At 66.9% G+C, this 25,086-nt stretch carries 23 protein-coding genes and 1 pseudogene; 21 read left to right on the forward strand and 3 right to left on the reverse strand.

Features of this window, described 5'->3' with window-relative positions:
- Positions 1 to 133 precede the first annotated feature (133 nt).
- The 5 genes from MRS60_RS17500 (at position 134) to MRS60_RS17520 (ending at position 5,627) form a co-directional block, all read left to right on the forward strand.
- Positions 134 to 1,516 carry an MFS transporter gene (locus MRS60_RS17500; RefSeq protein ID WP_243566285.1) on the forward strand — a complete coding sequence of 461 codons (1,383 nt, stop codon included), beginning with the start codon at positions 134 to 136 and terminating at the stop codon, positions 1,514 to 1,516.
- An 8-nt stretch (positions 1,517 to 1,524) separates the two neighbouring features.
- Positions 1,525 to 1,923: a DUF4440 domain-containing protein gene (locus MRS60_RS17505; RefSeq protein ID WP_243566286.1), complete on the forward strand. Its 399-nt coding sequence runs from the start codon at positions 1,525 to 1,527 to the stop codon at positions 1,921 to 1,923.
- A gap of 156 nt (positions 1,924 to 2,079) precedes the next feature.
- The gene (locus MRS60_RS17510) at positions 2,080 to 3,426 is read left to right on the forward strand and encodes an aromatic ring-hydroxylating dioxygenase subunit alpha (protein ID WP_105393654.1); all 1,347 of its coding nucleotides are present in this window, start codon (positions 2,080 to 2,082) and stop codon (positions 3,424 to 3,426) included.
- Entirely contained in the window at positions 3,404 to 3,886 is a 483-nt protein-coding gene (locus MRS60_RS17515; RefSeq protein ID WP_243566287.1) for an aromatic-ring-hydroxylating dioxygenase subunit beta, read from the forward strand. The genes MRS60_RS17510 and MRS60_RS17515 overlap by 23 nt, the downstream gene beginning before the upstream one ends.
- 43 nt (positions 3,887 to 3,929) lie before the next feature.
- A complete protein-coding gene (locus MRS60_RS17520) occupies positions 3,930 to 5,627 on the forward strand; it encodes a flavin monoamine oxidase family protein (protein ID WP_217589938.1) in 1,698 nt (565 codons plus the stop codon).
- Between the two features lie 12 nt (positions 5,628 to 5,639).
- Here the strand turns inward: MRS60_RS17520 and MRS60_RS17525 are convergent, their stop codons facing one another.
- Together MRS60_RS17525 and MRS60_RS17530 are read right to left on the reverse strand one after the other, a co-directional pair.
- A complete protein-coding gene (locus MRS60_RS17525; RefSeq protein WP_175748670.1) occupies positions 5,640 to 6,365 on the reverse strand; it encodes a glutathione S-transferase in 726 nt (241 codons plus the stop codon).
- A gap of 113 nt (positions 6,366 to 6,478) precedes the next feature.
- Entirely contained in the window at positions 6,479 to 6,811 is a 333-nt protein-coding gene (locus MRS60_RS17530; RefSeq protein ID WP_243566288.1) for a cupin domain-containing protein, read from the reverse strand.
- Between the two features lie 398 nt (positions 6,812 to 7,209).
- On the opposite strand from MRS60_RS17530, the gene MRS60_RS17535 reads away from it, so the two are divergent.
- The 8 genes from MRS60_RS17535 to asd all read left to right on the forward strand — a co-directional run bounded on the left by MRS60_RS17535 (position 7,210) and on the right by asd (position 13,899).
- On the forward strand, positions 7,210 to 8,031 hold the full coding sequence (locus MRS60_RS17535; protein WP_243566289.1) for a hypothetical protein: 822 nt from the start codon (positions 7,210 to 7,212) through the stop codon (positions 8,029 to 8,031).
- Positions 8,032 to 8,063: 32 nt separating this feature from the next.
- A complete protein-coding gene (locus MRS60_RS17540; protein WP_034179999.1) occupies positions 8,064 to 8,822 on the forward strand; it encodes a hypothetical protein in 759 nt (252 codons plus the stop codon).
- A 233-nt stretch (positions 8,823 to 9,055) separates the two neighbouring features.
- Positions 9,056 to 10,465 carry a 3-isopropylmalate dehydratase large subunit gene (gene leuC, locus MRS60_RS17545; RefSeq protein WP_034179998.1) on the forward strand — a complete coding sequence of 470 codons (1,410 nt, stop codon included), beginning with the start codon at positions 9,056 to 9,058 and terminating at the stop codon, positions 10,463 to 10,465.
- Positions 10,466 to 10,468: 3 nt separating this feature from the next.
- Positions 10,469 to 10,615: an entericidin A/B family lipoprotein gene (locus MRS60_RS17550; RefSeq protein WP_034179997.1), complete on the forward strand. Its 147-nt coding sequence runs from the start codon at positions 10,469 to 10,471 to the stop codon at positions 10,613 to 10,615.
- A 68-nt stretch (positions 10,616 to 10,683) separates the two neighbouring features.
- A complete protein-coding gene (leuD, locus tag MRS60_RS17555; RefSeq protein ID WP_034179996.1) occupies positions 10,684 to 11,334 on the forward strand; it encodes a 3-isopropylmalate dehydratase small subunit in 651 nt (216 codons plus the stop codon).
- Between the two features lie 77 nt (positions 11,335 to 11,411).
- Positions 11,412 to 12,479 carry a 3-isopropylmalate dehydrogenase gene (leuB, locus tag MRS60_RS17560; protein WP_243566290.1) on the forward strand — a complete coding sequence of 356 codons (1,068 nt, stop codon included), beginning with the start codon at positions 11,412 to 11,414 and terminating at the stop codon, positions 12,477 to 12,479.
- Positions 12,480 to 12,575: 96 nt separating this feature from the next.
- A complete protein-coding gene (locus MRS60_RS17565; protein ID WP_021158720.1) occupies positions 12,576 to 12,695 on the forward strand; it encodes a hypothetical protein in 120 nt (39 codons plus the stop codon).
- 82 nt (positions 12,696 to 12,777) lie between these two features.
- On the forward strand, positions 12,778 to 13,899 hold the full coding sequence (gene asd, locus MRS60_RS17570) for an aspartate-semialdehyde dehydrogenase (protein ID WP_034179994.1): 1,122 nt from the start codon (positions 12,778 to 12,780) through the stop codon (positions 13,897 to 13,899).
- A 102-nt stretch (positions 13,900 to 14,001) separates the two neighbouring features.
- Here asd and flgE read toward each other — a convergent pair whose 3' ends face one another.
- Complete coding sequence (gene flgE / locus MRS60_RS17575; protein ID WP_217589940.1) at positions 14,002 to 15,246, reverse strand: flagellar hook protein FlgE; 1,245 nt, start codon at positions 15,244 to 15,246, stop codon at positions 14,002 to 14,004.
- A 911-nt stretch (positions 15,247 to 16,157) separates the two neighbouring features.
- Between flgE and MRS60_RS17580 the strand changes: the two are divergent.
- From MRS60_RS17580 to folC, 8 genes and pseudogenes are all read left to right on the forward strand, one after another.
- A pseudogene (locus tag MRS60_RS17580) lies at positions 16,158 to 18,241 on the forward strand (FimV/HubP family polar landmark protein).
- Positions 18,241 to 19,053, forward strand: a complete 813-nt coding sequence (truA, locus tag MRS60_RS17585; RefSeq protein ID WP_034179992.1) for a tRNA pseudouridine(38-40) synthase TruA — start codon at positions 18,241 to 18,243, stop codon at positions 19,051 to 19,053. Before MRS60_RS17580 ends, truA begins: the two are co-directional and overlap by 1 nt.
- Positions 19,050 to 19,748, forward strand: coding sequence for a phosphoribosylanthranilate isomerase (locus tag MRS60_RS17590; protein ID WP_217589945.1), 699 nt, complete (start codon positions 19,050 to 19,052; stop codon positions 19,746 to 19,748). The genes truA and MRS60_RS17590 overlap by 4 nt, the downstream gene beginning before the upstream one ends.
- Before the next feature lie 54 nt (positions 19,749 to 19,802).
- Positions 19,803 to 20,996: a tryptophan synthase subunit beta gene (trpB, locus tag MRS60_RS17595; protein WP_034179990.1), complete on the forward strand. Its 1,194-nt coding sequence runs from the start codon at positions 19,803 to 19,805 to the stop codon at positions 20,994 to 20,996.
- A gap of 9 nt (positions 20,997 to 21,005) precedes the next feature.
- Positions 21,006 to 21,857 (forward strand): DNA-methyltransferase, encoded by an 852-nt coding sequence (locus MRS60_RS17600; RefSeq protein WP_034179989.1) that lies wholly within the window; start codon positions 21,006 to 21,008, stop codon positions 21,855 to 21,857.
- 41 nt (positions 21,858 to 21,898) lie between these two features.
- A complete protein-coding gene (trpA, locus tag MRS60_RS17605) occupies positions 21,899 to 22,714 on the forward strand; it encodes a tryptophan synthase subunit alpha (RefSeq protein WP_175748665.1) in 816 nt (271 codons plus the stop codon).
- A 62-nt stretch (positions 22,715 to 22,776) separates the two neighbouring features.
- A complete protein-coding gene (gene accD, locus MRS60_RS17610; protein ID WP_006755101.1) occupies positions 22,777 to 23,649 on the forward strand; it encodes an acetyl-CoA carboxylase, carboxyltransferase subunit beta in 873 nt (290 codons plus the stop codon).
- 100 nt (positions 23,650 to 23,749) lie between these two features.
- Positions 23,750 to 25,060 (forward strand): bifunctional tetrahydrofolate synthase/dihydrofolate synthase, encoded by a 1,311-nt coding sequence (gene folC, locus MRS60_RS17615; RefSeq protein WP_131949298.1) that lies wholly within the window; start codon positions 23,750 to 23,752, stop codon positions 25,058 to 25,060.
- The last annotated feature ends 26 nt before the right edge of the window (positions 25,061 to 25,086 follow it).

Raw genomic sequence — 25,086 nt, forward strand, 5'->3', positions numbered from 1 at the left:
GTCGGCTGCTCTGCGGAAAACCGACATGTTGCCCTGATTGTCAAAATTTTTCGACCAGTCTTGCCGGCCGGGCGGTCTTATCGACGCGTGCGCCGAACCTTACACTGCGGCGTTTCGTTCGTCTTCCGCCGTCATGACCGATCGCTCGAAAATTGCTGCTGTCTACCTGCTCGGGTTCGCGATCGACCTCGCCAACATGTTCGTCATCAATGCTGCGTATCCGACGATTCAGCGCGAGCTGCACGCATCGGTCGCCCAACTGGCGTGGATCGGCAACATGTACGTGCTCGGGCTGACCGTCGTGATCCCGCTCGGCACGTGGCTCGCTCGGCGTTTCGGCGAGCGCCGGCTGCTGATCGCGTCGCTGCTGCTGTTCGCGCTCGGCAGCCTCGGGGTCGGGCTGTCGGCGTCGATCGGCGCGCTGCTGGCGTGGCGGCTGATCCAGGGGCTCGGCGGCGGGCTGCTGATTCCGGTCGGGCAGACGATGGCTTATCGTGCGTATCCGCCCGATGCGCGCGCACACCTGACGTCGATCGTGATGATGGTTGCGCTGCTCGTGCCGGCGCTGTCGCCGGCGCTCGGCGGCGTGATCGTCGATCGCGCGTCGTGGCGCGCGATCTTCTTCGGCATGCTGCCGCTGGCCGCGGCCACCAGCGTGCTCGCGCTCGCGTGGCTGCCGCCCGACGACGCGAGCGAACGCCCGGCGGCGCTCGATATGCGCGGCCTCGCGTTGAGCGCCGTGGCGCTCGTCGCGCTGCTGCTCGGCCTGACGTTCGCGGGGCAAGCGGGGGCGGCCCGCCAGGCGATCGCGCCGCTCGCGATCGCGCTCGTCGCCGCCGGCGCATACGTCGCGCATGCGCGACGCGCGGCCGCGCCGCTGCTCGACCTGAGCCTGGTCGCGCAGCCGCTGCTGCGGATCGGCCTGATCGTCTATCTGTGCGTGCCGGGCGTGTTCACCGGTGTGAACCTGGTCGCGGCGCTGTATCTGCAGAACACGCTGGGGCTCAGCGCGACGCATACGGGCGCGCTGATGGTGCCGTGGGCGATCGCGTCGTTCGTCGCGATCGCGACGACGCGCCGCTGTTTCCCGAAGTGGGGTGCGAGGCCGCTGTTCATGTGCGGGATCGTGATCGACGGGATCGGCATCGCGCTGCTCGCGACCCCGCTCGCCGGTTTCGAGGCCGGACGCGTGCTGGCTTTCGTCGCGATGGGGCTCGGCGCCAGCATGTGCACGAGCACGTCGCAAAGCGCGGCGTTCCTCGACGTGCCGGCCGCGCGGATGGGCGATGTGAGCGCGCTCTGGAACATCAACCGGCAGTTGAGCTTCTGTCTCGGCGTTGCGGTGCTGGGCAGCGCACTGAATTTCCTGCTGTCGATGCACGGCGACGACGCGCGGCTGCCGTACCAGCAGTGCTTCGGCCTGGCCGCGTTGCTGACGCTGCTGCCGCTGCCGTTCGTCGCGCGCGTCGCGGGGCGCCGCGCGCCTGCCGGGCAGCCGGTTTCCCAACGTTCGTGAGTGTCGAGATGAATTCGTCAAACCCGTATTTCCAGGAAGTCGTCGACGCGCATGTCGACATCGAGCGATGGCTGTCCGGCAGCGCCGCACGCGAGGCCCTCGCGCCGCTGCTCGCGCGTTTTTCGCGGCGTTTCTCGATGATTTCGCTGCAGGGGCATGCGCTGGACTTCGCGGACATCGACGTCCTGTTCTCGCGCGGCTTCGGCGCGCGTCCCGGCCTGCGGATCGCGATCGACGAACTGCACGAAGTGAGCGCCTGGCAGGGCGGCGCGGCGATCGCCTATCGCGAGACGCAAGTCGACGGAGAGGGGCGGCGCAGCGTCCGCCGTTCGACCGTCGTGTTCGAGCGTGACGCGAGCGGCCGCATCGGCTGGCTGCGCCTGCACGAAACACCGGTGATGGGCTGACCGTCACCGTCACGCCAGCCGCCGGGTGCCCGGCGGCTGGCGCACGCTGCCCGAGCGGCACCCAAGACCAGAAACCTGAGAGATGACCATAAAAGCAATCGAATCCGCGCGTCGCGAGGGCGCGCGGCGGCAGCGCGTCCGCGGCCGGAGGTGTGCATGACGGCGCAACCGTTCAACGATGCGGTGGCGGCGCTCGTACGCGAGACCGAGGTGCACAAGGATCTCTACCTGTCGCCGCGGATCTTCGAACTGGAGATGCGCCACCTGTTCGCGAACACGTGGGTCTATGTCGGCCACGTCAGCCAGATTCCGGATACCGGCGACTACGTGACGACGACCATCGGCGCCGAGCCGGTCGTGATGGTGCGCCACGTCGACGGATCGGTGCGCGTGCTGCACAACCGCTGTTCGCACAAGGGCACGCAGCTCGTGACCGATGCATGCGGCAACACGGGCACGTTCTTCCGTTGTCCGTACCATGCATGGTCGTACCGGACCGACGGCAGCCTCTATGCGATCCCGCTGCGGCGCGGCTACGAGAACACCGGCTTCGAATCGTGCGAGGCGAGCAAGGGCATGCAGGCGGTCGGCGCGACCCATGACCATCGCGGCTTCGTGTTCTGCCGCCTGAATCCGTCGGGTGTCGATTTCCACGACTACTTCGGCGATGCGCTGTCGTCGCTCGACAACCTGGTCGACCGCTCGCCGGAAGGGCGTGTCGAGGTCGCGGGCGGCGTGTTCCGGTACGTGCACGCGTGCAACTGGAAGATGCTGGTCGAGAACCAGACCGACACCTGCCATCCGATGGTCGCGCACGAGTCGTCGGCCGGCACGGCCGTGCGCGTGTGGGAGCGCGACGGCGCGGAAGGTGCGAAGCCGATGGCGGTCGAGCTGCTGGAGCCGTTCATCCAGCCGCATGCGTTCTTCGAGCAGATGGGGCTGCGCGTGTGGCCCAACGGGCACGGTCACACCGGCACGGCCGATTCGATCCATGCGCGCTATACGCCGATTCCCGGGTATCACGAGAAGATGGTGGCGGCCTACGGCGAAGCGCGTGCGGCGCGCATTCTCGGCGAGGTTCGTCACAACACGGTGCTGTTTCCGAACGCGATGGTGAAGGGGCCGATCCAGATCCTGCGCGTGTTCAAGCCGCTCGCGGCCGACCGCACGCTGGTGGAGTCGTGGTCGTTCCGCCTCGTCGGCGCGCCCGATTCGCTGTTCGAGCGCACGCTTGCGTACAACCGGCTGATCAACGCGCCGACGTCGATCGTCGCGCACGACGATCTCGAGATGTACGAACGCGCGCAGCGCGGCCTCGCGACGCAGTCGCGCGACTGGGTGCACGTGGGGCGGCTGTTCGATCCGCAGGAGTTCGCGCAGCCTACGTCGGAAACGAACGGCACCAGCGAGCAGCAGATCCGCAACCAGTTCCGCGCGTGGCTGCGCTACATCGCGCCCGCAGCGACGAAGGAGGCGGCCGATGCGCACCTTTCCGCACGATGAACTCGCCGCGTTCGTCTACCACGAGGCGCGCCTGCTCGACGAGCGGCGCTACGAAGACTGGCTTGCGCTCTACGCGGACGACGCGCGCTACTGGATGCCGCTGTCGCCGGACCAGCCCGACACCGGGCTGCACGGCGCGCTGATGGACGAGGACCGGCTGCTGCTGCGCATCCGCATCGAACGCCTGGCCGGCCGCCGCACGTTTTCGCAGCAGCCGGCGAGCCGCGGCCACCATCTGCTGCAGCAGCCGCAGGTCGAGCGTGCCGACCGCGAGCGCGGCGTGTATGTACTGCGCACGCCGTTCCATTACGTCGAAGCGCGGCGCGACGAGCAGACCCTGTTCGCCGGCTGGTACACGCATGAACTCGCGGTGCGCGACGACGCGTTGCGCATCCGCGTGAAGCGCGTCGACCTCGTCAATGCCGACGCACCGCTCGGCAGCATCCACCTGCCCGTATGAGCGCGGGCTCGCGCATCCGGCTTCCACCTTTGATCCCGATTCCATGAACGCCCCTGAACGCCTGCCGCACACGCTACCGTACATCGACACGCTGTACGACTATGGCGCTTTCCTGTCCCGCACCGGTGGCCGTCTCGGCACGCTGCCGGCCGAAGGCGCGCACGATGCGCGGATCGCGATCGTCGGCGCGGGCGTCGGCGGCCTCGTCGCGGCGTGCGAACTGCTGCGTGCGGGTGCCCGGCAGGTCGTCGTGTTCGAGGCGAATCGTGCGCGCGTCGGCGGCCGCCTGCTGACCCAGTCGATCAATCCCGATCATCCGCATCTGCTCGCCGAAATGGGTGCGATGCGCTTTCCGCCGTCGCAGGCCGCGCTTTACCACTACCTCGACCGGTTCGGCGTCGACAGCGCATCCGCGTTTCCCGACCCGGGCATCGTCGATACCGAGATCCACTACCAGGGCCACGCGTATCGCTGGCCGGCCGGCGATGCACCGCCCGCACTGTTCGAGCGCGTCGACCGCGGCTGGCGCGCGTTCATTCGCGACGGCGTGCGGCTCGACGACGGCACGCTGCTGCCCGCGCCGGCCGAACTGACGGCACTGCTGCGCGCGCATCGCTACGACGACGCGCGGCGCGGCTGGCAGCAGTACATCGACCGGTTCGGCGACGAGTCGTTCTATTCGGCGATCGTGAAGATCTTCACGGGCGCAACGCCGCCCGGCGGCGTGCGCTGGCGCAGGGGCGAGGACCTGCGCCTGTTCGGCACGCTCGGCATCGGATCGGGCGGCTTCCAGCCGGTCTATCGCGCGTCGTTCCTCGAAATCCTGCGGATCGTCGTCAACGAGCTCGAGGTCGACCAGCGGCTGATCCCGGCCGGCATCTTCGCGCTCGCGCAGGGGCTGCTGGACGACGGCGCCGACGGCGCGCACGTGCGCGACTGCATCGTTTACGCGGCCGTGCGCGGCGTGACGAAGCAGCCCGACGGCACGTTTGCGCTCGCGCTCGACGACGGATCGACGCGCGTGTTCGACCGCGTGATCGTCGCGACGACGACGCGCGCGATGCAGGTCGGCATGGGCATGACGGGCATCGCGAACCTGTTCGCGCCGGACGTCGTCCGCGCGATCAACGAGACGCACATGGTCAGTTCGTCGAAGCTTTTCGTGCTGACCCGCGACAAGTTCTGGCTCAAGCACGGGCTGCCGCACAACATCCAGACCGATACGCTCGCGCGCGGCATCTACTGCCTCGACTACGCGCCCGACGATCCCGACGCGCATGGCGTCGTGCTGATCAGCTACACGTGGGAGGACGATTCGCACAAGATCCTGTCGCTCACCGACAAGATCGAGCGTTTCAAGCGGCTCGTTGCCGAGATCGGCGTCGTGTCGCCGGCGTTTGCCGCACACCTGCGCCCGCTCGACGACGACTACGCGCGCAACGTCACGAGCCACGACTGGCTGTCGGACCGCTACGCGCTGGGCGCGTTCAAGCTGAACTATCCGGGTGAGGACATCCACTCGCAGGCGCTGTTCTACCAGTTCCAGACGGCGGCCGATCCGTCGACCGACCGCGGGATCTATCTGGCCGGCTGCTGCTGTTCGTTCACGGGCGGCTGGATCGAGGGCGCGGTGCAGACCGCGATCAACGCGGCGAGCGCGGTGATCCGCAGCCTCGGCGGCACGCTCGCCGACGGCAATCCGCTCGATGCGATGCGCAGCCGCTATCGGTACGGCGACTGATGCGGCACGCCGCTATTGGTCCAGCTCCGGATAGTGCCGGAAGATCCCCATGTCGTTGAACGGGATGCGGCGCTCCGAGTCGAGATAACGCGCGACGGGCGGATGCCGCGCGACGCGGTCGTGCAGTGCGACGAGCGCCGCGACCTTCCGCTCGGCGCGCTTCATCGCCTTCGGAAACGCGTAGCGCAGCCCGTCGATCAACTGGAACATCGACAGGTCCGCATAGCTGAGCGCGCTGCCGGCGATATAACCGCTCTTGTGCGGATTCTGTTCGAGCACGCGATCGAAGTAGCCGAGGAATTTCGGCAGCCGATTCTCGAGGAAATCGGCCGCGCGCTCGGCCGCTTCCGCTTTCTGGTCCTCGTAGTACAGGCCGCTTGCGATCGGATGATGCGTGTCGTGGATCTCGGTGACGAAATCGGCGACGGTCAGCTGGAGCTGGTGCACCCACAGCCGGCCGGCCTCGTCGTCGGGCGCGAGCCCGAGCCGCGCACCGAGGAACAGCAGGATATTTGCGGTCTGCCCGACGACCACGTCGCCGGCCTTCAGGAACGGCGGCGCGAACGGCACGCATTCCGCTTTCGTGCTGTCCATCATGCGCATCATCGCCGACACGCCCATGCCGCGCCCCGATTCGCGCGCGACGTCGACATAGTCGGCTTCGGCCGCCTCGAGCGCGAGCCGCACATATTCGCCGCGACCCTGGATCTCGGGCCAGTAATAGAGTTCGTATCGCATGCTGTTCTCCTGTCCAGTTGAACCGGATGCTTGAGCTATCGTGATGACCGGGCGGCCGTGCGCGGTCCGCCGCGAATTGACAGTCCAGGCAATCGCAAGAAAAGTGCTGCGCGTCATGCGCCGCGGTTGCCGCGTTCGCCGCCTTCGGGGCCGTAGAAGAACACCCAGGTCGAGAAGTCGTCGGAGAAACCGACGAAGCGGTGCTCCGCCTGCGCAGGGACGAACAGCGCGTCGCCTGCCGCGACGTCGCATTCGCGTCCGTCGACGACGAAGCGCGAGGTGCCGGTGGCGATCACGTAAACCTCGTCGCGCGTATGCGGCTTCTGCTTGTCCTCGATGTGCGGCCGGTACAGCTCGACGTCGAGCGTGCCGTGGCGAAACAGCGTCGTGAACAGCGTGCCTTCTTCGTCGAGGCGAGCAAGCGATTCGTTCAGGCCGAGCTTCATCGTGGTGGGCTCCGGGTCGGATCGTGGGGGCGTGCGTTGCGCCATCGTAACGCGAAATCCGGAGATCACCGTGCAGTGCGCGACCATGCGCGCGAATCGCGTGCTCGCCACCGGTGAAACGGCGGCTGAGTTCGCTCGCCACGGATGAAACGCACTCGTCCATCGATGAAACGGCTTGGCAATCGCCTGCATTTGATCGACAGGTTCACCGCAATTTAATAAACGCCCACTACGATCCAGCATCGTCGATCGACAGAGTGCTGCGATCCGATCCGCGCGTCGATCCTGTCGCCCGTCTCCCGGCCGCGCGACGTGTCCGATTGTCATTTTCCCCTGAACCCGCGATTTGCAACGCCGCGACCTGCTGCCGGCGTTGTTCGCATCGCTTCGTATCTCTTATGAATCTGAACCCGTCGGCTGCTTCACGCAGAAAATTTCTTGCCGCCGCACCCGCCGTCGCGGCAGCACCGCTGCTGAGCGCATGCGGTGGCGACGACGTCACTTCGGCGCCCATCACCGATAGCGCACTTGCCGTACAGATGTCCGCGAAGCTGAACGCGCAGCTTGGCGATGCGGCGACGGTCAATGCAATCATGCCGGCACTGACCGATGTCGGCTTCACGTGGGATCTGCCGACGGTGCCGGCCGCGCAGGTCGGCGCGATCGTCGCATACAGCTTCGGCAACCGTCCGAACGCGGCGAGCGGCAACACGTCGAGCACGGGCGGCAACCAGTCCGCGCTGCCCGATCCGGGGCCGGTCAACGAAGCGCTCGCGGACGCCGTGTACCGCATCCGACAGTTGAAACCCGTCAAGGTCTACGCGCAGTGGGAAATCGCGCGCTTTCTCGTGTCGAAATACGGGATGGGCGCCGACGTGCTGTCGTCGATCGAACCGGTGATCGCGAGCGACGGCACGATCGTGTACCTGAGCACGGCAGGCGTCGCCGCCGTGGCCGTGTCGCGCGCGGGCGGCGCGGCCGCGATGGGCAGCGTCGCGGTGGTCGGCCATCGCGATCACGCGAAGCGCTGCATCCAGACCTCGCAGCAGGCGGGCATGAAGGCGGCTGCCGTTGCCGAGGTGCCGCTCCCGACGCTCTACGACCCGCAATCGGGCCAGCCGTGGACGCGCAACCGCAGCCTGTATCTCGTGCACGACATGTATGCGCAGATGCTTGGCCGCGCGATGACCGCCACGACGCAGGCCTTCCCGAAAGGCTGACGATTCCCGCTTTCCACACGATTTCGATGACCATGACGACCCGCCGCCATTTCCTGGCTTCCACTTCCGTACTCGCCGCATCGTGCGCGGCCGCCGCGCCCGTGTTCGCAAGCGACGCACCGGCATCCGATGCCGAACTGCAGCGCCAGATGCTCGGCAAGCTGACGAACGAACTGAACGATCGCGCGACCGCCGCCGACGAGACGGGTTACCTGTTCGACACGTTTTTCTCATGGGCGCCGCCTACCGTCGCGGCGGCCGGCATCAATACGATCGCCGCGTTCAGCTTCGGCAGTCGCGCCGCGGCATCCGGTGCCGCGCCGGTGCCGGGCCCGGTGAACGAGGCGATTGCCGACGCCGTGTTCGCGCTCCGGCAGAAGGTCGCCGTGCCGGTCTGCGCGCAGCAGGAAGTCGCGAGCGTGCTCGCGTCGAAATACGGGCTGACGGCCGGCGTGACGACGATCGCGACGCCGGCCCTGAGCGCCGGCAGCCCGATACCGACGCCCGCCGGCGTCGCCGCCGCGATCGTCAAACAGGCCGGCTCGGCCGCGGCGCTCGGCAAGGTCGCGGTCGTCACGCACGCGGATCAGGCGTCGATCGCCGTGCGCGTGTCGAATGCGGCGGGGATGCAGGCGGCGGTGCCGGCCGGGCTGGTGCTGCCGGTCGCCTACGACACGTCCGCGCAGCAGCCGGCGATGCGCCGCCGCGATCTCTACCTGATGAGCAACGCCGGCATGCAGCTTGCGATGCTGCGGCTCGACCTGATCAACCGCGAATATCCGAACGGCTGAGGCCGCCGGGTTCCTGCCTGTCGCGCCCGGTCCGGGCGACGCGATCCGCGATCGCGATCATCCGGACCCGGCGTGCCCCATTTGCCGGGTAATGCCGATACAGGTATTGGCACTACCAGCCAAACCACTGTTTTTAATGGGTTTTTTCGCGTCCGGCCTGCGCCGCGACGCGTTCTGCGTGGCATAATCGACCGCATCCGCAAGGCTTGTAGTCACAACGACCCCGCATACCCATGGCACAGACTCTCTACGACAAACTGTGGAATACCCACGTCGTCCACACCGAGGATGACGGCACGACCTTGCTGTACATCGACCGTCAGCTGCTGCATGAAGTCACGAGCCCGCAGGCGTTCGAAGGGCTGAAGATGACGCAGCGTCCGGTGTGGCGCATCAGCGCGAACCTGGCCGTGTCGGATCACAACGTGCCGACGACGGACCGCAGCCACGGCATCGCCGATCCCGTCTCGAAGCTGCAGGTCGACACGCTCGACTCGAACTGCGATGCATTCGGCATCACGCAGTTCAAGATGAACGACGTGCGCCAGGGCATCGTCCACATCATCGGGCCGGAGCAGGGTGCGACGCTGCCGGGCATGACGATCGTGTGCGGCGATTCGCATACGTCGACGCACGGCGCGTTCGGCGCGCTCGCGCACGGCATCGGCACGTCGGAAGTCGAGCACGTGCTGGCGACGCAGACGCTGCTGCAGAAGAAGAGCAAGAACATGCTCGTGAAGGTCGAGGGCGCACTGCCGCGCGGCTGTACCGCGAAGGACATCGTGCTCGCGATCATCGGCAAGATCGGCACGGCAGGCGGCACGGGCTACGCGATCGAATTCGGCGGCTCGACCATTCGCGCGCTGACGATGGAAGGCCGCATGACGGTCTGCAACATGGCGATCGAGGCCGGCGCGCGCGCGGGCATGGTCGCGGTGGACGACACGACGATCGATTACCTGAAGGGCCGTCCGTTCGTGCCGACCGGCGCGGAATGGGATCAGGCCGTCGAATACTGGCGCCAGTTCAAGTCGGACGAAGGCGCGCAGTTCGACCGCGTCGTCGAGCTGAACGCAGCCGAGATCGTCCCGCAGGTCACGTGGGGCACGTCGCCGGAAATGGTCACGTCGATCGACGGCCGCGTGCCCGATCCCGAGCGCGAGAAGGATCCGGTCAAGCGCGACGCGATGGAGCGCGCGCTGGCCTACATGGCGCTCGAGCCGAACACGCCGATCGAATCGATCAAGGTCGACAAGATCTTCATCGGCTCGTGCACGAACGCTCGGATCGAGGACATTCGCGCGGCCGCGTATGTCGTGAAGAAGCTGAACCGTCGCATCGCGTCGAACGTGCGGCTCGCGATGGTCGTGCCGGGCTCGGGCCTCGTGAAGGCGCAGGCCGAACGCGAAGGGCTCGACAAGGTGTTCACCGACGCCGGTTTCGAATGGCGCGAGCCGGGCTGCTCGATGTGCCTCGCGATGAACGCCGACCGGCTCGATCCGGGCGAGCGTTGCGCGTCGACGTCGAACCGCAACTTCGAAGGCCGGCAGGGCGCGGGCGGTCGCACGCACCTCGTGAGCCCTGCGATGGCGGCGGCCGCGGCGATCGAAGGCCATTTCGTCGACATTCGCAAGCTGGGGTGACGCGTGACGGCATCGAAGATCATTGCGCGGCTGGTTGCCGCGCTGGCGCTGGCGGGGCTGGGCTTCGGCCTCGCGGGCTGCAATACCGTCCAGGGCTTCGGGCAGGACGTCAACGCCGCCGGCAACGCGCTGAAGCGCGCCGCGGAGTGACGTTTCCCGCCGAGAATTTGTCGATGTGCGCCGGCTGAACGCCGGCCCTCCAACCGGATAGACGGATCATGGAAAAATTCACAGTACATACCGGCGTCGTGGCGCCGCTCGATCGCGAGAACGTCGACACCGACGCGATCATCCCGAAGCAGTTCCTGAAGTCGATCAAGCGCACGGGCTTCGGTCCGAACGCGTTCGACGAGTGGCGTTACCTCGATCACGGCGAGCCGGGCCAGGACAACTCGAAGCGTCCGCTGAATCCCGATTTCGTGCTGAACCAGCCGCGCTACCAGGGCGCATCGGTGCTGGTCGCGCGCAAGAACTTCGGCTGCGGCAGCTCGCGCGAGCACGCGCCGTGGGCGCTGCAGCAGTACGGTTTCCGCGCGATCATCGCGCCGAGCTTCGCGGACATCTTCTTCAACAACTGCTACAAGAACGGCCTGCTGCCGATCGTGCTGACCGAGCAGCAGGTCGATCACGTGTTCAACGACACGTACGCGTTCAACGGCTACCAGCTGACGATCGACCTCGACGCGCAGGTCGTGCGCACGGGCGACGGCCGCGAGTATCCGTTCGAGATCGCCGCGTTCCGCAAGTACTGCCTGCTGAACGGCTTCGACGACATCGGCCTCACGCTGCGCCATGCGGACAAGATCCGCCAGTTCGAAGCCGAGCGGCTCGTGAAGCAGCCGTGGCTCAACACCAAGCTGGTCGGCTGATAGATCGCCTTCGAGGCGGGCGCGCTATCCGCGCGTTCGCCGGCCTGCTCCATAACCTACCCAGTCAGGAATAACGCATGAAGATTGCAGTGCTGCCCGGCGACGGCATCGGTCCGGAAATCGTCAACGAAGCGGTCAAGGTGCTGAACGCACTCGACGAGAAGTTCGAACTCGAGCACGCGCCGGTCGGCGGCGCGGGCTACGAGGCGAGCGGCCATCCGCTGGCCGACGCGACGCTGAAGCTCGCGAAGGAAGCCGACGCGATCCTGTTCGGCGCCGTAGGCGACTGGAAGTACGACTCGCTCGAGCGCGCGCTGCGCCCCGAGCAGGCGATCCTCGGGCTGCGCAAGCATCTCGAGCTGTTCGCGAACTTCCGTCCGGCGATCTGCTATCCGCAGCTCGTCGATGCTTCGCCGCTCAAGCCCGAGCTCGTCGCGGGCCTCGACATCCTGATCGTGCGCGAACTGAACGGAGACATCTACTTCGGCCAGCCGCGCGGCGTGCGTGCCGCACCGGACGGCCCGTTCGCCGGCGAGCGCGAAGGCTTCGACACGATGCGCTACTCGGAACCGGAAGTGCGCCGCATCGCGCACGTCGCGTTCCAGGCCGCACGCAAGCGCGCGAAGAAGCTGCTGTCGGTCGACAAGTCGAACGTGCTCGAAACGTCGCAGTTCTGGCGCGACATCATGATCGACGTGTCGAAGGAATACGCGGACGTCGAGCTGTCGCACATGTACGTCGACAACGCGGCGATGCAGCTCGCGAAGGCGCCGAAGCAGTTCGACGTGATCGTCACGGGCAACATGTTCGGCGACATCCTGTCGGATGAAGCGTCGATGCTGACGGGCTCGATCGGCATGCTGCCGTCGGCGTCGCTCGACAAGAACAACAAGGGCCTGTACGAACCGTCGCACGGTTCGGCACCGGACATCGCGGGCAAGGGCATCGCGAACCCGCTCGCGACGATCCTGTCGGCCGCGATGCTGCTGCGCTACTCGCTGAATCGCGCGGAGCAGGCCGATCGCATCGAGCGCGCGGTGAAAACGGTGCTCGAACAGGGCTACCGCACGGGCGACATCGCGACGCCGGGCTGCAAGCAGGTCGGTACGGCGGCGATGGGCGACGCGGTGGTCGCGGCGCTGTAAGCAGGCAGTAAAGGGTGCGAACGCGGCCGGTAAAAACGGCGGGTTCGCACCGGGTTGGCCGTTGTGCGGCCGAATAGGTTTGTGTAGACTCGAACGATGGCGCAAATTTCCCTGATCTCCCCGGTCTTGAAACTCCACGGCAACATTGCCCGTGCGGGTGCGCGCGCCATCGTCATCACGAAAACCATTACCACGAAAACGATCATTAAACGCTGATCGTCCGTCGTGCCCGCCTTTTTCCCCGCGCGGTCACAGCGGGGACGGAAATGGCGGGGAAGCTCCATTCAAAGGGTTAGTCATGAACGTAGGTCTCGTAGGTTGGCGCGGCATGGTCGGCAGCGTCCTGATGCAGCGCATGCAGGAAGAGGGCGATTTCGACCTGATCGAACCGGTGTTTTTCAGCACCAGCAACACGGGTGGCAAAGCGCCGTCGTTCGCGAAAAACGAGACTACGCTCAAGGACGCGACCAACGTCGACGAGCTGAAGAAGTGCGACGTGATCATCACGTGCCAGGGCGGCGACTACACGAACGACGTGTTCCCGAAGCTGCGCGCGGCCGGCTGGAACGGCTACTGGATCGATGCGGCATCGTCGCTGCGGATGAACGACGACGCGGTCATCATCCTCGATCCGGTCAACCTCGACGTGATCAAGGATGCGCTCGTCAAGGGCACGAAGAACTTCGTCGGCGGCAACTGCACGGTCAGCCTGATGCTGATGGCGCTCGGCGGCCTGTTCCGCGAGAACCTCGTCGACTGGATGACGGCGATGACCTACCAGGCCGCCTCGGGCGCGGGCGCGCAGAACATGCGCGAGCTGCTGTCGCAGATGGGCACGCTGAACGGCGCGGTGCAGGAACAGCTCGCCGATCCGGCTTCCGCGATTCTCGACATCGACCGCCGCGTGCTGGCCGCGATGAACAGCGACGCGATGCCCACCAGCAACTTCGGCGTGCCGCTCGCCGGCTCGCTGATCCCGTGGATCGACAAGGATCTCGGCAACGGGATGTCGAAGGAAGAGTGGAAGGGCGGCGCGGAAACCAACAAGATTCTCGGCAAGCCGGCGATGGGCGAGCCGGGCTCGATCCCGGTCGACGGCCTGTGCGTGCGGATCGGCGCGATGCGCTGCCACTCGCAGGCGCTGACGATCAAGCTGAACAAGGACGTGCCGCTCGACGAGATCAACGGCATCCTCGCATCGGCGAACGACTGGGTGAAGGTCGTGCCGAACGAGCGTGAAGCATCGATGCGCGACCTGTCGCCGGCGAAGATCACCGGCACGCTGACGGTGCCGGTCGGCCGCCTGCGCAAGCTCGCGATGGGCGGCGAATACCTGTCGGCATTCACGGTCGGCGATCAGCTGCTGTGGGGCGCGGCCGAGCCGCTGCGCCGCATGCTGCGCATCCTGCTCGACAAGTAAGCCCGCTTGCGTGCCCGGCCCGCGGGCCGGGCTGCACAAGATGACGCGCCGCGTCGGCCTTGACGATGTCAAGGCTGGCGCGGCGCGTTTTTCATGCGCGGATCAGCGCAGGTTCAGCAGCGTCTGGTCGACCGTCTGCTGGGTCTTGATCGTCTGCGCGTTGGCCTGGTAATTGCGCTGCGCGGTGATCAGGTTCACGAGCTCCGTCGTCAGATTGACGTTCGAGTTCTCCAGCGCGCTGCCCTGCAGCGTGCCGTGGTTCGTGCTGCCCGGCGCGGAGATCTGCGGCACGCCCGACGCAGAGGTCTCCGCATACTGGTTGCCGCCGATGTTCACGAGCCCGTTCGGGTTGTTGAAGTTCGCGAGCGCGATCAGGCCGAGCACCGCGCTCTGGCCGTTCGAGTAGTTGCCGGTCAGCTTGCCGTCGGCGCCGATCGAGAACGTCGTCAGCGTGCCGCTCGCGAAACCGTCCTGCGCGAGGTTGTTCACGCCATCCTTCCCGCCATACTGCGTCGTGCCGGTCAGGTCGAGCGTCAGGTTCTGCGGGTTGGCGCCGCCCGTCGTGTTGGGGATCGAGAACGCGAACTGACCGAGGCTCGGCGTGGGCAGGCCGGTGGCGGCCGACGTCGTCGAGCTGATCCGGCCCGACGCATCGAACGTGACGGTGCCGAGATTCGTCGGCGTCTGGCCCTGTACGCCCGCATAGGCCTGCCAGGTGCCGGCGGCGCTTTTCGCGAAATACATCGTGACCTGCTGCGAGCCGCCGAGCGTGTCGTAGACCTGGATCGACGAATTGTAGTTGTACGTCGTGTTGTCGCTCGCGTTGAACGGCGTCTTGGCCGGCACCTTGTCCTGCGAGTTCAGGTTGAACTGGCCGGTGATCTTGCTCGTCGCCTGCGGCGCGATGTTGCTGGTCGGCGCCTGCAGCGGCACGGTCTGCGCGGTGTTGATCACGCCGCCTGCGCCTGCCGCATAACCCATCAGGTTGCGGCCTTGCGAGTCGACGATGGCGCCGGTCTTGTCGCGGTGGAACGTGCCGTCGCGCGAGTACGTCGTCGCGCCGTTGCTCGACATCTGGAAGAAGCCGTTGCCGTTGATCGCGATGTCCAGCGACGAGTGGGTCGTATTGATCGTGCCCTGGCCGAATTGCTGCTGCACCGACGCGAGCCTCGTGCCGATGCCGATCTGCGTATTGACCGACGTCGCGACCGAATTCGCATACATGTCGGAGAAGTTCGCGCGGCCCTGCTTGAAGCCGGTCGTGTTTGCGTTCGCGATGTTGTTGCCGATCACGTCGAGATTGCTCGACGCGCCGGCCAACCCGCTCAAACCCTGCTGATAGCCCATGTTCGATCCCCGTAACGAGCTGGTGAGTGAATGCAGTCTTGCAACTGCGCGATGACCCTCTGGCGCCTCACGGCGTCAACCCGGCCGATCGCAGTCCCGCCTTTCCGGCATGTGCAAACGCGATGGCCGGATTGCACCGATTCCTGTTTGAAGTCGATCGTAGCGACGGCAATTATTTGCTCTGTGTAATTTTGTGTAATGTAATTGAATTGTTGTCGAGATGATCGCTTTTGTATGAGTAATGGTTTGTGCTGTCAGGTCTGTAAGCCTTATGGGGCGGGGATTTGGCGGGAGGGATGTTCAATTCGACGATAAGAGGTGGGAGTTGCCTTCTTATCGTTCAATTGAAATTGATTTGAATGAGATTGGCGGGGCAGCGGGTTTTATTTGAAATGTTGGCTGTTAATCAATTAACGGCAGGTGATGCGAATTATTGAGCGAACGCGCCCGATTCTCCGGTCGTGGTTCGGCGCGGGAACGGGCCGGCGGAAACATGGAAGCGCCGAACCGCTTGCGCGGTCGTTCCTGCATCGCATCGTTTGGCGCGAGGAGAGGAAGCGGCGCGGCGTAAAGCCTTGCCATTCGTTCCGGATGAGATGTTGTCGCAGGGATTCTCATCCATTGATGCCTATCCTTTCGATCGATCCGGCGTGCCGGCTGCAGTGTGCGAACCGGTGCGGCAGCCCGACGCGATCGCTGCGTGCGCCGCGACGCGCGAGCGCGGCCGGTTGCACCCGCAGCCGATGAATTCGGCCCGAACGCGAGCACGTGAAGTAAACTACGCGGTTACGACGCACAGACCAGCCGAAAGCGTCGCGTTCCGCGCGACGCTTTTGCATTTCTGCGGCAACTTTATTGACGCTTCCAACCGTGAATCCGAGCCGCGCCCGCGCGCGGCGATAGAGCCTACGATGTCCCGAATTTCCTTGTTTCCGCGTCAGTCCCGTCTGTCGCGCGCCGTGCGTGGCGCGCTGGCGATCCTGGCGCTCGGCGCAGCCGCGTCGGCCTGGGCGGCCGGCACTGGCGAACTGCCGGCGTCTGCTGCCGGCGCCGCCGCGCCGCTTACCGTGACGGTCCAGCCGGGCCAGTCGCTGAACGACATCGCGAAAGCGGCGACGCAATCGCACGATCCCGGCGTGCTCGCGCGTGCCGGTCGCGCGCTGTTCGACGCCAATCCGCAGGCGTTCATGAAGCGCGACGCGAGCCGCCTGAAAGTCGGCGCGACGCTGACCGTGCCCGCGCTCGACGCAACGGGCGCGGCGCTTGCGCCGGCTGGCGCATCCGGTGCATCCGGTGCGGCGGCTGCCTCCGCGCCCGTCGCTGCGTCGGGCGGTGCGGCACTCGCGCAGCCCGGTGCGTCCGCGCCGCATCCGGGGTCGGCCGTGCAATCCGCGCCGGTGGCGCCGGCCGTGCATGCGGCGCCGGTGAGCGGTGCGAGTGTCGCGACGGCGGCAGGGGCGTCGGCTTCGGTCGGTGCTTCGGTCGCGCACGGCGCTTCGGCTGTCGAAAACATGCAGCCGGCGGCGCCTGCTGCCGGCGCCAGCGGCCCGCATGTGTGGAGCGGCGCGATCCAGTCGGCACCGTCGGCCGCGAGCGAGGCCGCTGCCCAGCCTGCGCCGGGCAGCCAGGTTTCGGGCACGAACGAACCGGCTGGTGCGGCACCCGCCACGGGGCATCGCAGCCGCGGCCGTCGAGCCTGCAGCAACTGCTGGCATTGAAGAACCGCGTGCTGATGGAGTTGCAGAAGCACGGCATCGGCAAGCCGGCCGCGACGAACAACGTCGCGCCTGCGCCGGCGCCTGCCGCGCCGCGTCCGGCCGCGAACGATGCGGGTGCACCGTCTGCCGCATCGCCAGCAGCTGAAGCGGCGTCCGGCGTGGCCGCCAGCGCTGCGCAGCCGGTATCGGCGCCCGCGCAGCCGGTCGCACCCGTGACGGCGCCTGCGCGCGCTGCGGATCAGATGGACTGGCGTCCGGTCGCAGCGGCCGGCGCGGCCGTGATCGTCCTCGCGGCCGGGTTCGCGTGGCGCAGGCGCCGGAAGGGTCGGCACACGGACGCTGCGGGCACGACGGCTGCAGCCGCTGCAGCGGGCGGTGCCGTGGCTGCCGAAGCAGAAGCGGCGCCGTCCGTCGAACGTGAACTGCCGATCCTGCCCGAGATGCCGGTTGCCCGCGACGCGGCTGCCGACATGAATCTCGCCGCGGCGACTGCCGCAGCGGCGGAGACGGTCGCGCCGCCTGAGGTGGATGCATCACCGGCGCCCGAAGTAACGAAGCCGGATGACGGCCAGCCTGAATTGCCGCCTGCGCCTGCCCACGCCGCAGTACCGCCGGAGAACGATGCGACTTCGGCCCCGGTCTCGGCCCCGCACGACGCAGAACCGGTAGAACAGGCGGCTGCCGAGACGCTCGCCGAGCCTTCGGCGACCGAAACGCAGCACGCGGCGCTGATGCAGAACGCGATCAGTGCGCTCAGCAGCCTCGACATGCCGCTGCCGCCGCGCACGCAGGACGATCCGTCGCTGGCGGCGGACGAGTCGGCCGCACGAGCAGGGCAGTCCGACGCCGATAAAATCGCAACTAACGGTCAATCCGCGTCGCACCCGCCAATTGGCTCGAACGATCCGGCCCCGGAACACCCGGCCGACCAGGACGACGAGTTCGAATGGGATCCGGACGCGACGACACCGGCCGACCACGTGGGCAGCCCGTCCGCGACGTCGTCGCTGCCACCGCTCGGCGGCGCGCAGTTCGGCGCGCTGAAGCTCGATTTCGACCTCGACCTGCCGTCCGCGCCGGGCGCCGCGCTGCCTGCGCTGACGCCGGACGAACTCGCGCGTATCGCACGCAACAAGCTTGACCTCGCGGCCGAGTACGTCGAGCTGGGCGACTTGTCCGGCGCGCGGACGCTGCTGCAGGAGGTGGTCGACGCGAACGACGCCGCGACGCGCGACGATGCGCGCGCGCTGCTCGCGAAACTCGCGGACGAGGCGTGATGCGGATCGCGCTGGGCATTCAGTACGACGGCGCGGCATTTTGCGGCTGGCAGGCGCAGCCGCACGGCAAGACCGTGCAGAACGCACTCGAGCATGCGCTGGCCGAGTTCGCGCGGGTGCCGCTGCATACGACGGTGGCCGGGCGGACCGACACCGGCGTGCACGGGCTCGGGCAGGTCGTGCACTTCGACACGGATCTCGACCGCGAGGCATTCTCGTGGGTGCGCGGCACCAACGCGTTCCTGCCGTCGACCGTGTCGGTGCAATGGGCGAAGCCGATGCCGGAGACGTTCCACGCGCGTTTCTCGGCGTTCGAGCGCACCTATTACTACGTGCTGTACGTGCACCCCGTGCGCTCGCCGATGCTGGCCGGACGCGCGGGCTGGATCCATACGCCGCTCGACGACGACGCGATGCGCGCCGCCGCCGCGCACCTGATCGGCGAGCACGATTTCTCGTCGTTCCGGTCGTCGGAATGCCAGTCGAAGACGCCGGTCAAACACCTGTACCAGATTGACGTGCGGCGCGCGGGCCATTTCATCCATTTCCGCTTCCGCGCCAACGCGTTCCTGCACCACATGGTGCGCAACCTGATGGGCTGCCTCGTCGCGGTCGGTCGCGGCCGCTATCCGGCCGACTGGGTCGCCGATGTCCTGGCAGGGCGCGACCGCAACCTCGCGGCGCCCACGTTCATGGCCGACGGGCTGTATCTCGCCCACGTCGGCTACCCGGCGGAATTCGCCGTCCCGCCCGCGCAGCTCGGCAGCGTGCCGTGGAGCAGCGTCTGGGCCGATCTGGACCCGCAATCATGACGGATCACGCCGTGTCTCCTTCGACTTCCGCCGCCGGCCTGCCGCCGCGCACGCGCATCAAGCTGTGCGGGCTGTCGCGCCCCGAGGACGTGCTGCACGCAGCGGCGCTCGGCGCCGATGCGATCGGCCTCGTGTTCTACCCGAAGAGCCCGCGCGCGGTGACGCTCGCGCAGGCGGCCGAGCTCGCGCGTCTCGCGCCGCCGTTCGTGTCGGTGGTCGGGCTGTTCGTGAATGCGACCGCAGCCGAGATCGAAGCCGTCGTGCGCGACGTGCCGCTCACGCTGCTGCAGTTCCATGGCGACGAGACGCCGGAGCAATGCGACGCGCTCGGCCGCGCGGCACACCTGCCGTGGTTGCGCGCAGTGCGCGTCGGGCCCTCGACGCAGCCGTCCGATTTGGTAGAATCGGCTCTTCATTATTCGAAAGCGCGCGGCCTCCTGTTCGACACCCTGGTGCCGGACTACGGCGGTAGCGGCAAGGTCTTCGATTGGTCTCTTATTCCCGCAGAGCTCGCGCATCGGGCCGTTTTGAGTGGTGGCTTGAGCGCGCAAAACGTCGGTGATGCGATCCGCCAGTTGCGCCCGTTTGCTGTCGATGTCTCGAGTGGCATCGAAGTGGAGGGCGCGAAGGGCGTGAAGGATCACGCCCGGATGGCGGCGTTCGTACGCGCGGTGCGCGAAGCGGACGCCGGGTGATGCAAGCCGGTGCGGCCCCGAAAGCGGGCGCATCGACCGATCGAGAGAGACACCATGTACAACCTTCCTGATGCTCGCGGCCACTTCGGCCCGTACGGCGGCACGTTCGTCGCCGAGACGCTGATTCACGCGCTGGACGAACTGCGCGCGGCGTATGAAAAATTCCAGCACGATCCCGACTTCGTCGCCGAATTCGAGCGCGAGCTGAAGCATTTCGTCGGCCGTCCGTCGCCGATCTACCACGCGCAGCGCTGGAGCGAGACGCTCGGCGGCGCGCAGATCTACCTGAAGCGCGAGGACCTGAACCACACGGGCGCGCACAAGATCAACAACGTGATCGGCCAGGCGCTGCTCGCGAAGCGCATGGGCAAGAAGCGCGTGATCGCCGAGACGGGCGCCGGCCAGCACGGCGTCGCGACCGCGACGATCTGCGCGCGCTTCGGGATGGAGTGCGTCGTCTACATGGGTTCCGAGGACGTGCGCCGGCAGGCCGCCAACGTCTACCGGATGAAGTTGCTCGGTGCGACGGTCGTGCCGGTCGAGTCGGGTTCGCGCACGCTGAAGGACGCGCTGAACGAAGCGATGCGCGACTGGGTCACCAACATTGAAAGCACGTTCTACATCATCGGCACGGTTGCGGGCCCGCACCCGTACCCGATGATGGTGCGCGACTTCCAGCGCGTGATCGGCGACGAGTGCAAGGTGCAGATGCCCGAGCTCGCGGGCCGGCAGCCCGACGCGGTGATCGCTTGCGTCGGCGGCGGCTCGAACGCGATGGGCATCTTCTATCCGTATATCGACGATGCGTCGGTGCAGCTGATCGGCGTCGAAGCGGCCGGCGACGGGCTCGACACCGGCCATCACGCGGCATCGCTGATCGCCGGCAGCCCGGGCGTGCTGCACGGCAACCGTACGTACCTGCTGCAGGACGACAACGGCCAGATCATCGAGACGCACTCGGTGTCGGCGGGCCTCGACTATCCGGGCGTCGGCCCCGAGCATGCATGGCTGAAGGACAGCGGTCGCGCGCAGTACGTCGGGATCACCGACGAGGAAGCGCTGAAGGCGTTCCACGACTGCTGCCGGATCGAGGGGATCATTCCCGCGCTCGAGTCGAGCCACGCGATCGCGTATGGCGTGAAGCTTGCGCCGACGTTGCCGAAGGACAAGATCCTGCTCGTCAACCTGTCGGGCCGCGGCGACAAGGACATGCACACGGTCGCCGAGCGATCGGGCATCGAGCTCTGACCCCGACCGATGCGTGACCTGATCGAAGAGCCGGGCGGCGGTGCCGCGAGCGAGGCGGAGGCGGTTCAGCCCGCCGCCGTCGTGCCGCGCGCGCTGCCGTCCGGTATCGAACTGCATAACCGCGATTTCCTGACCGATGCCGCACACCTGCCGGATGCGTCGATCGACCTGATCGTCGCCGATCCGCCGTACGGGCTCGGCAAGGACTACGGCAACGACTCGGACAAGCGTTCGGGCGACGACTTTCTCGCGTGGACGCGCGAGTGGCTCGAGCTCGCGATTCCGAAGCTCAAGCCGAGCGGGTCGATGTACATCTTCTGCACATGGCAGTACGCGCCGGAAATCTTCAGTTTCCTGAAGACGAAGCTCACGATGGTCAACGAGATCATCTGGGACCGGCGCGTGCCGAGCATGGGCGGCACGACGCGCCGTTTCACGTCGGTGCACGACAACATCGGCTTTTTCGCGGTTTCCAAGGCGTATTACTTCGATCTCGATCCGGTCCGCATCCCGTACGACGCCGACACGAAGAAGGCCCGCTCGCGCAAGCTGTTCGAAGGCAGCAAGTGGCTGGAGATGGGCTACAACCCGAAGGACGTCTGGTCGGTCTCGCGCCTGCACCGGCAGCACGCGGAGCGCGTCGATCATCCGACCCAGAAGCCGCTGGAAATCGTCGAGCGGATGGTGCTCGCAAGCTGCCCGCCGGGCGGCCGCGTGCTCGATCCGTTCATGGGCAGCGGCACGACCGCGGTGGCCTGCGCACGGCAGGGGCGCGACTTCGTCGGCTACGAGATCAACGAAAGTTATTGTGCGATCGCGCACGAGCGCGTGAGCGCGCTCGCCGCGCCGGCATGCGCGTGAATCGCGTAGCCGCATCGCCGAACGCATCAAGGAAAATAGCCATGTCCCGTATTCAGCAGACCTTTGCCGCGCTCGCCGAACAAGGCCGAAAGGGCCTGATCCCGTTCATCACGGCCGGCGACCCCGATCCCGCGAAGACCGTCGAATTCATGCATGCGCTCGCCGCAGGCGGCGCGGACGTGATCGAGCTCGGCGTGCCGTTCTCGGACCCGATGGCCGACGGCCCCGTGATCCAGCGCTCGTCGGAACGTGCGCTCGCGCGCGGCGTCACGCTGAAGAGCGTGCTCGCCGACGTGAAGCGCTTCCGCGAAACCGATGCGAAAACCCCCGTCGTGCTGATGGGCTATGCGAACCCGATCGAGCGGATGGGCGTCGACGCGTTCGCGGCCGAAGCGCAGGCGGCCGGCGTCGACGGCGTGCTCGTCGTCGACTATCCGCCTGAAGAGGCGGGCGTATTCGCCGAAAAGATGCGCGCCGCGCAGATCGATCCGATCTTCCTGCTCGCACCCACGTCGACCGACGAACGCATCGCCGACGTCGGCAAGATCGCGAGCGGCTACGTGTATTACGTGTCGCTCAAGGGCGTGACCGGCGCGGGAAATCTGGATGTTTCGAACATTGCGGGTAAAATCCCGGCCATCAAGTCGCGCGTGCCGGTTCCGGTTGGCGTCGGCTTCGGCATCCGCGACGCCGAAACGGCGCGCGCGGTGGCCGAGGTGTCGGACGCCGTCGTGATCGGCAGCCGCCTCGTGCAGCTGCTCGAAAGCGCTGCGCCGGAAGGCGCCGCCGCTGCGCTGAAGGCGTTCATCGCCGAGCTGCGTGCCGCGCTGGACGGCGCAGGCAAGGCGGCGCGATAAACACAACACAGGGAGCGGGCGGGCCATGCGGCCCGGCCCGCCACGGAACAGGAAACCATACGATGAGCTGGCTCGACAAACTGTTGCCGCCGAAGATCAAGCAGACCGACCCGAAAAGCCGCAAGGGCATTCCGGAAGGCCTGTGGGTCAAGTGCCCGTCCTGCGAGGCCGTGCTGTACCGCAACGACGTGGACGCGAACCTGCACGTGTGCCCGAAGTGCGATCACCACATGCGCATCGGCGCGCGCGAGCGCCTCGACGGGCTGCTCGATCCGGAAGGCCGCTACGAGATCGGCCAGGAAATCGTGCCGGTCGACTCGCTGAAGTTCAAGGACAGCCGCAAGTATCCCGATCGTCTGAAGGAAGCGATGGACGAGACGGGCGAGACCGACGCGATGGTCGTGATGGGCGGTGCGATCCACACGCTGCCCGTCGTCGCGGCCTGCTTCGAGTTCTCGTTCATGGGCGGCTCGATGGGCTCGGTCGTCGGCGAGCGCTTCGCGCGCGGCGCGCAGAACGCGCTGGAACAGCACGTGCCGTTCATCTGCTTCACGGCGTCGGGTGGCGCACGGATGCAGGAAAGCCTGCTGTCGCTGATGCAGATGGCGAAAACCACCGCGATGCTGACCAAGCTGGCCGAAGCGAAGCTGCCGTTCATCTCGGTGCTGACCGATCCGACGATGGGCGGTGTGTCCGCGAGCTTCGCGTTCCTCGGCGACGTCGTGATCGCCGAACCGAAGGCGCTGATCGGCTTCGCCGGCCCGCGCGTGATCGAGCAGACGGTCCGCGAGAAGCTGCCGGAAGGCTTTCAGCGCGCCGAATTCCTGCTGACCACGGGCGCGATCGACATGATCGTCGACCGCCGCAAGATGCGCGACGAGATCGCGCAATTGCTCGCGCTGCTGCAGCGACAGCCGGCCGACGCGCTGGCCTGACCGGCGCGAGGTGGTGAACTCTGCGCGTCGCCTGGCTTCGGCGTCAGGCGGCGCGCTTCGTTTTTTGGCGTAGTGGCGGTACCGATCCAGATTTGATCCGATGAGCACTTTTCCCACTCTCGACGCGTGGCTCTCGCACCTCGAACGCGCGCACCCGGTCGGCATCGACATGGGCCTGACCCGCATCGGGCAGGTCAAGACGGCGCTGCAGCTCGAATTCGCGTGCCCCGTCATCACCGTCGGCGGCACGAACGGCAAGGGCTCGACCTGCGCGTTCCTCGAGACGATTCTCGTGCGCGCGGGTTACAAGGTCGGCTGCCACACGTCGCCGCACCTGCTCGAATTCAACGAGCGCGCGCGCGTGAACGGGCAGAACGTCACCGATGACGAACTGCTGCCTCACTTCGAGGCCGTCGAAGCCGCGCGCACGTCGCTGCCGGAACCGGTGTCGCTCACGTACTTCGAATTCACGACGCTCGCGATCCTGCATCTGTTCGCGTCGCGCGGGCTCGATGCGGTGATCCTCGAAGTCGGCCTCGGCGGCCGGCTCGATGCGGTCAACATCATCGATACCGATTGCGCGATCGTCACGAGCATCGACATCGACCACACCGAATACCTCGGCGACACGCGCGAGAAGATCGCGTTCGAGAAGGCCGGGATCTTCCGTGCCGGCAAGCCGGCGATCTGCGGCGATCCGGCCGCGCCGCAAACGTTGATCGACCATGCCGAAGCGATCGGCGCCGACCTGTGGCTCGTCGGCCGCGATTTCCGCTATGAGGCGCAGGCGGGCGCGGAGCGCCAGCAGTGGAGCTACCTCGGCCGCGAGAAGCGCTATCCGGCGCTTGCGTATCCGGCGCTGCGCGGCGCGAATCAGCTGATCAATGCATCGGCCGCGCTCGCCGCGCTCGAGGCGCTGCGCCCGGTGCTGCCGGTATCCGCGCAGGACATCCGGCTCGGGCTCGCGAACGTCGAGCTGCCGGGGCGCTTCCAGGTGCTGCCCGGCAAGCCGGCGATCGTGCTCGACGTCGCGCACAACCCGCATGCGGCGGCCGTGCTCGAGCAGAATCTCGGCAACATGGGCTTTTTCCCGTACACGTACGCGGTGTTCGGCGCGATGCACGACAAGGACATCGACGGCGTGCTGCGGCATCTGAAAGGCGAGATCGACCACTGGTGCGTGACCGACCTGCCGCTGCCGCGCGCGGCCTCCGCGGAGCAGCTCGAAGCCGCGCTGCGCAAGGCTGGCGTGGAGGACGGGGCCGATTCGAGCGTGACGCGTTACGCGTCGCCCGCCGAAGCGTTTCGCGATGCACTAAAAAGAGCATCCGAGAATGATAGAATCGTGGTTTTCGGCAGTTTCCATACGGTTGCCGGCGTGCTGGCCTACCGTAAATCGCAGCAACACTGACTGACGGGCAGTTTCGGACTCAGCCA

The organism is Burkholderia pyrrocinia (genome assembly GCF_022809715.1).
Classification (GTDB): Bacteria; Pseudomonadota; Gammaproteobacteria; order Burkholderiales; family Burkholderiaceae; genus Burkholderia; species Burkholderia pyrrocinia_C.